Below are 6,403 nucleotides of genomic sequence, written 5' to 3'. Positions count from 1 at the left end.
AAGTCGGATTGGCTAGGCATGCGGATCCCCTTTGCTACTGCTGCAAAATGCCGTTAAGCGACTCCAGCACCTCGGCGGTGATCAAGGCTGTAGTAGCAGTAGGCGCAGACCATGGCGATGGCGGAGATCACCAACGGGCTCCACCAGGGCCATTCCCGACGCCGCATACGGTGGGGGCGATGGACCACGTTGGTATAGGGATCGCCCGGGAATTCCGGCGTGGGGCCGCGCAGTTCACGAATGACCTTGTGCATCCGCGAAATCAGGGCGTTGATGATTTCATCGCACTTCGGGTCCAGGGCGTACTTGCCCTTCAGGCCCAGGCAAAAGCAGAAGTACAGGAACTCCAGCACATCCTGGAACTCCTCCGGAGACTGCATCAACCGCTCCAGCAACACGAAGATCTTCTCGCCACCCTGGGTTTCGCCATGGAAGATGCTGAGCAGCGGTTCGTGACTCCAGCACGAATTGTTCCCCCAGGGCCGACTCATCACGGCCTCGTCCAGGTAAAGGCACAAGGCATAGGAATAGGCTTCGAGGTGCACAGAGGAATAACCGTGCTGCTGTATTTCCTCGCGGATTGTGCTGACCTGAATCTGCAGGGTCTTGTGCACCTGTTCGATGTTGGGCAGGTCATCCAGCGTACGCAGGCGTATGACCAGGCCGAACAGCGGGTTGGCCGCGTCGAGCATCAGGTTGGCGAAGCCGCCGCGTAGCTGGAAGTCCGGGTCGGCTGAGTAGCCAGGAAGATCCATGGCTTGCCCGGATTCGGTGCTGGAGCGAGGTAGCGGGTTCCCTTGGATATCCTCCAGCAGGACCGGCTTTTTCTTCCTGTGTAGTGTTTTCACAGTGACATCGGGCTCATCGGACATCCTTAATCCTCGTTTGTCGGCGCGCCATCGCTGCATGGTGGCATGGAGTATCCACGCGGCTAGTCGCAGGCATTTGGCTGAAGCCCGAACGTAAACCAGGAATCAATCTATCGGGAATCCCGAAACGTCCGATGCGATCGTAGGAAGATTCTTCTTTTGTGCATTTCAGAATCTGAAGATGCAGCTCAAAGCGTCCTTAGTGTGAAAAATACCCTTGGCTGGATGCATAGGCTTAGGAGCATCTTTTATGGCAGGCAAGCACGGCATGAAACCGGTTTCAAAACATTTCTGAACGCGCTAGATTATCCGGCTGTTTTCTTGATGGCCTATCAAGACCACCCCCCATATTGAAAATCAGATGGCGCTTTTCAAGGCCGCACACAGCCGATGAGGATTCGCAATGCCTGAGCATGCCCCCGACAATCCGCGCAGGGACTTTCTGCGCAAGACCTTGACCTTGATCCCTGTGGTCACAGTGGCCAGCACGGGGCTTGGCGTGGGTGCCAGTCAGCTGCTTGCGGCCCCGCAACACGAGCCCAAAGTGCCGGCCACGCCGCCTGTGGGCAACTACCAGCCGACTTTCTTCACTGCCGAGGAGTGGGCCTTCGTGCAGGCTGCCGTCTCGCGCATCATCCCGGCCGACGAACTTGGCCCTGGCGCACTTGAAGCCGGCGCTGCCGAATTCATCGACCGGCAGATGAACACCCCCTACGCAACTGGCGCGCAGTGGTACATGCAAGGCCCTTTCAAGGCCGACGCCGCGCCCGAACTGGGGTACCAGCTGCAACTCAGCCCGCAACAGATCTACCGCCTGGGCATCGCCGCCGTGGATGGCTGGTGCAAGGCCAATTCCGGGCAAGTTTTTGCTGCGCAAGATAGCGCTACCCGAGACCGCATTCTCAGCAAGATCGAGGCTGGAGAGCTGGTTTTCGACGCCGTGCCAGCCAAGGTGTTCTTCAGCCTGCTGGTGCAGAACACCCGTGAAGGGTTCTTCTGCGACCCGATCCATGGCGGCAACAAAGGCATGGTCGGCTGGACCCAGATCGGCTTCCCCGGCGCCCGTGCCGATTTCATGGATTGGGTCGAGCGCAACGAGCCTTACCCGTTCCCCGCTGTTTCGATCCGTGGCGAGAGGGCCTGAGGCATGACGACCGTGATGAAGAAAGTGGACGCGGTGATCGTGGGCTTCGGCTGGGCCGGCGCGATCATGGCCAAGGAACTGACCGAGGCGGGGCTGCAAGTGCTGGCCCTGGAGCGGGGGCCGATGCAGGACACCTACCCGGAAGGCAGCTACCCGCAGGTGATCGACGAGCTGACCTACAGCGTGCGCAAGAAGCTGTTCGTCGATGTGTCCAAAGAGACCGTCACCATCCGCCACGGCATGAACGACGTGGCGCTGCCCAATCGCCAGCTCGGTGCCTTCCTGCCGGGCAAAGGTGTAGGTGGCGCAGGCCTGCACTGGTCGGGCGTGCACTTCCGGGTAGACCCGATGGAGCTGCGCATGCGCAGCCACTACGAAGAACGCTACGGGCGCAAGTTCATCCCCGAAGACATGACTATCCAGGACTTCGGGGTCAGCTACGAAGAACTGGAACCGCACTTCGACTTCGCCGAGAAGGTGTTCGGTACCTCTGGCCAGGCCTGGACCGTCAACGGCCAGGTCGTTGGCGAAGGGAAGGGCGGCAACCCCTATGCGCCAGACCGTTCCAGCCCGTTCCCGCTGCCTTCGCAGAAAAACGTGGTGTCGGCCAGGCTGTTCGAAAAGGCGGCGGCCAGCCTGGGCTACAAGCCCTACAACCTGCCCTCGGCCAACACCTCCGGCTCGTACACCAACCCGTACGGGGCGCAGATGGGGCCATGCAACTTCTGCGGTTTCTGCAGCGGCTACGTGTGCTACATGTACTCCAAGGCCTCGCCCAACGTGAACATCCTGCCGGCGCTGCGTCAGGTGCCGAACTTCGAATTGCGGCCCAACGCTCATGTGCTGCGGGTGAACCTGGACGACAGCAAGCGCAAGGCCACCGGCGTCACCTACATCGACGCCCAGGGGCGGGAAGTGGAGCAGCCGGCGGACCTGGTGATCCTGGCGGCGTTCCAGTTCAACAACGTACGCCTGATGCTGCTGTCCGGCATCGGCAAACCGTACGACCCCATCAGGAACGAAGGCGTGGTCGGGCGTAACTTCGCCTACCAGAACATGGGCACGGTCAAGGCGTTCTTCGACAAGGACACCTACACCAACAACTTCATCGGCGCCGGTGGCAACGGCATCGCCATCGATGACTTCAACGCCGACAACTTCGACCATGGCCCGCACGGCTTCGTCGGTGGCTCGCCGATGTGGGTGAACCAGGCCGGCACACGGCCGATTGCCGGCGGCGCCACCCCGCCTGGCACACCGGCCTGGGGCAGCGCCTGGAAGAAGGCCACCGCCGATTACTACACCCACCAGGTGTCGATGGACGCGCATGGTGCCCATCAGTCCTACCGTGGCAACTACCTGGACCTCGACCCGACCTACCGCGACGCCTATGGCCAGCCGCTGCTGCGCATGACCTTCGACTGGCAGGAAAACGACATCAGGATGAACCAGTTCATGGTCGACAAGCTGAGCAAGATCGCCCAGGCGATGAACCCCAAGACCATTGCCGTGCTGGGCAAGAAGGTCAAGGACCACTTCAACACCGCCAGCTACCAGACCACCCACCTGAACGGTGGCGCGATCATGGGCACCGACCCGAAGACCAGTGCGTTGAACCGCTATCTGCAAAGCTGGGACGTGCACAACGTGTTCGTTCCGGGGGCTTCGGCGTTCCCCCAAGGGCTGGGCTACAACCCGACCGGGCTGGTGGCTGCGCTGACCTACTGGTCGGCCCGCGCCATCCGCGAGCAGTACCTGAAAAACCCTGGCCCGCTGGTTCAGGCTTGAGGAGCGATGCGCATGAAGACAATGTTGATCGCAACCCTGCTGGGTGCCAGCGCGGCTGCTCAGGCTGCGCCGAATGACGATGCGCAGGTGCGCCAGGGCGAGTACCTGGCCCGCGCCGGCGACTGCGTCGCCTGCCATACCGCCAAGGGCGGCAAGCCGTTCGCCGGTGGGCTGCCGATGGAAACACCGATCGGCACGGTGTACTCCACCAACATCACCCCGGCGGCCAGTGGTATCGGCCAGTACAGCTTCGAAGACTTCGACCAGGCGGTGCGCAAGGGCATCGGCAAGGATGGCAGCACCCTGTATCCCGCCATGCCATACCCGTCCTATGCGCGCGTCAGCGAGCAGGACATGCAGGCGCTGTATGCCTACTTCATGAAGGGCGTGGAACCGGTCGAGCAGACGAACAAGGCCACCGATATCCCTTGGCCGCTGAGCATGCGCTGGCCGCTGGCGGTCTGGCGCGGGTTGTTCGCGCCAGAGGCCAAGCCCTGGCAGGCATCGGCGGCAGCCGACCCGGTGGTCAACCGCGGTGCCTACCTGGTCGAGGGCCTGGGGCACTGTGGCGCGTGCCATACGCCGCGGGCACTGACCATGCAGGAAAAGGCACTGAGCCCACAGGAGGGCGAGCAGTTCCTGGCTGGCAGTGCACCGCTGGAAGGCTGGATTGCCAAGAACCTGCGTGGCGACCACAAGGACGGCCTGGGTAGCTGGAGCGAAGAGCAGCTGGTGCAGTTTCTCAAGACTGGCCGTAGCGACCGCAGCGCCGTGTTCGGTGGCATGAGCGACGTGGTCGAGCACAGCATGCAACACATGAGCGACGCCGACCTGACCGCTATCGCCCGCTACCTGAAGACGTTGCCGCCAAGCAACCCTGACGACCAGCCGCACGTGTACGACAAACAGGTGGCGGATGCGCTATGGAAGGGTGACGACAGCAAGCCCGGGGCGGCGGTGTACATCGACAATTGCGCGGCCTGCCACCGTACCGATGGCCAGGGCTATACCCGCGTGTTCCCGGCCCTGGCCGGCAACCCGGTGGTGCAGACGGCGGATGCCACATCGCTGATCCACGTAGTATTGGCGGGGGGCACGGTGCCGGCGACGCACGCGGCACCGTCGAACTTCACCATGCCGGCGTTCGGCTGGCGCCTGAGTGACCAGGAGGTTGCCGAGGTGGTGAACTTCATTCGCACCAGTTGGGGTAACCAGGGCAGTGCCGTCACTGCCAGTGACGTGAAATCCCTCCGTTAACTGCATCCCTCTGTCTGCACCCCCAATCCACTGTAGGAGCGGGTTTACCCGCGAATGCGTCGGCACATTCAAAATCGCATTCGCGGGTGAACCCGCTCCCACAGGGTTTTGCATTTACTTTTCTTTATTTATCAGTTAGTTAAATAGAATTCTTATTGCATTTACTACGCATGGATATCGCACTCCCGACCAACGGCATGTTGACGAACGCGTGCGATTTTGCTGTATTGAAACCGGTTTCATCGCTATCACAACAATCATAAGGACAGCCCATGACCGACGCGCCTGCCCATGCCCGCGAACGGGTCACCATCAGCGAAGTAGCGCGTGTCGCTGGCGTTTCCAAGGCCACCGTCTCCCGTTACATCGGCGGTGACCGCCAGTTGCTCGCCGAAGCCACCGCCAAGCGCCTGGAAGAGGTCATCGAGCGCCTCGGTTACCGCCCCAACCAGATGGCCCGTGGCCTGAAGCGCGGCCAGACGCGCCTGATCGGCATGCTGGTGGCCGATATCCTCAACCCCTATTCAGTGGCCGTGATGCATGGCGTGGAAACAGCCTGCCGCCAGCATGGCTACAGCCTGGTGGTGTGCAACACCAACCGCGACGACGAGCAGGAGCGTCACCATCTGGTGGCCCTGCAGTCCTACAACGTCGAAGGGCTGATCGTGAACACGCTTGGCCATCACCCCGGCGAATTGCTCAACCTGCAGCGCGACATCCCCATGGTGCTGGTCGACCGCCAGTTGCCCGAACTGAATGTCGACCTGGTGGGCCTGGACAATGCCGATGCGGTCGAGCAGGCCCTCGACCACCTGCAAGCTCAAGGCTACCGCGACATCCTGGCGGTAACCGAACCCCTCGATGGCACCAGCTCGCGCCTGGAGCGAGTACAGGCGTTCGGATCCTCGGTCAGCCGTCGGCCCGGCATGCGCCAACAGGTGCTGGAGACCGGCACCGGGCTTGATGAGCAGTTGGCTGCGTTCCTCGCCGGCAACGGCCATGGCCCGCAGGCCATCTTTACCTTCAACGGTGTCGCCACCCTGGCCGTGACCCGGGCCCTGCACGAAGCAGGGCGCAATCTGTTCGTGGACGTCGGGCTGATCGCCCTCGACGACCTCGACTGGTACCCCTTGGTCGGCAGCGGCATCACTGCACTGGCCCAGCCCACCGAGCGAATCGGCGTGGCGGCATTCGAGAGCCTGCTTGGCCGCCTACGCGGCGACAGCGGGGCAGCCCGGCGCATCGACTTCAAGGCCGAGCTGATCATCCGAGGTTCAACCCAGCCACAGTAATCACAGGCAGGCACCTGCGCGCCTGCTGTCATCAAAAAATGAAACCGGTTTCA

At 62.0% G+C, this 6,403-nt stretch carries 4 protein-coding genes and 1 pseudogene; 4 read left to right on the top strand and 1 reads right to left on the bottom strand.

Annotation, left to right across the window (positions count from 1 at the left end; translation table 11 throughout):
• Positions 1-34: 34 nt before the first annotated feature.
• Positions 35-872, bottom strand: a pseudogene (gene icmH, locus MJ643_RS24785) (type IVB secretion system protein IcmH/DotU).
• Between the two features lie 400 nt (positions 873-1,272).
• On the opposite strand from icmH, the gene MJ643_RS24780 reads away from it, so the two are divergent.
• From MJ643_RS24780 to ptxS, 4 genes are all read left to right on the top strand, one after another.
• Entirely contained in the window at positions 1,273-2,013 is a 741-nt protein-coding gene (locus tag MJ643_RS24780; protein ID WP_024087189.1) for a gluconate 2-dehydrogenase subunit 3 family protein, read from the top strand.
• Positions 2,014-2,016: 3 nt separating this feature from the next.
• Entirely contained in the window at positions 2,017-3,801 is a 1,785-nt protein-coding gene (locus MJ643_RS24775) for a GMC family oxidoreductase (protein ID WP_015270510.1), read from the top strand.
• A gap of 12 nt (positions 3,802-3,813) precedes the next feature.
• Positions 3,814-5,058, top strand: coding sequence for a cytochrome c (locus MJ643_RS24770; protein WP_208209560.1), 1,245 nt, complete (start codon positions 3,814-3,816; stop codon positions 5,056-5,058).
• A gap of 272 nt (positions 5,059-5,330) precedes the next feature.
• Entirely contained in the window at positions 5,331-6,350 is a 1,020-nt protein-coding gene (gene ptxS / locus MJ643_RS24765) for a transcriptional regulator PtxS (RefSeq protein ID WP_013972769.1), read from the top strand.
• The last annotated feature ends 53 nt before the right edge of the window (positions 6,351-6,403 follow it).

Source organism: Pseudomonas sp. PNPG3 (assembly GCF_023093815.1).
Classification (GTDB): domain Bacteria; phylum Pseudomonadota; class Gammaproteobacteria; order Pseudomonadales; family Pseudomonadaceae; genus Aquipseudomonas; species Aquipseudomonas asiatica.
This window is presented reverse-complemented; position numbering and strand designations above follow the sequence as displayed.

Excerpts from the sequence above, each read along its gene's own strand:
- ptxS (WP_013972769.1), top strand. The coding sequence starts at position 5,331 with ATGACCGACGCGCCTGCCCATGCCCGCGAACGGGTCACCATCAGCGAA.
- MJ643_RS24775 (WP_015270510.1), top strand. The coding sequence starts at position 2,017 with ATGACGACCGTGATGAAGAAAGTGGACGCGGTGATCGTGGGCTTCGGC.
- MJ643_RS24780 (WP_024087189.1), top strand. The coding sequence starts at position 1,273 with ATGCCTGAGCATGCCCCCGACAATCCGCGCAGGGACTTTCTGCGCAAG.
- MJ643_RS24770 (WP_208209560.1), top strand. The coding sequence starts at position 3,814 with ATGAAGACAATGTTGATCGCAACCCTGCTGGGTGCCAGCGCGGCTGCT.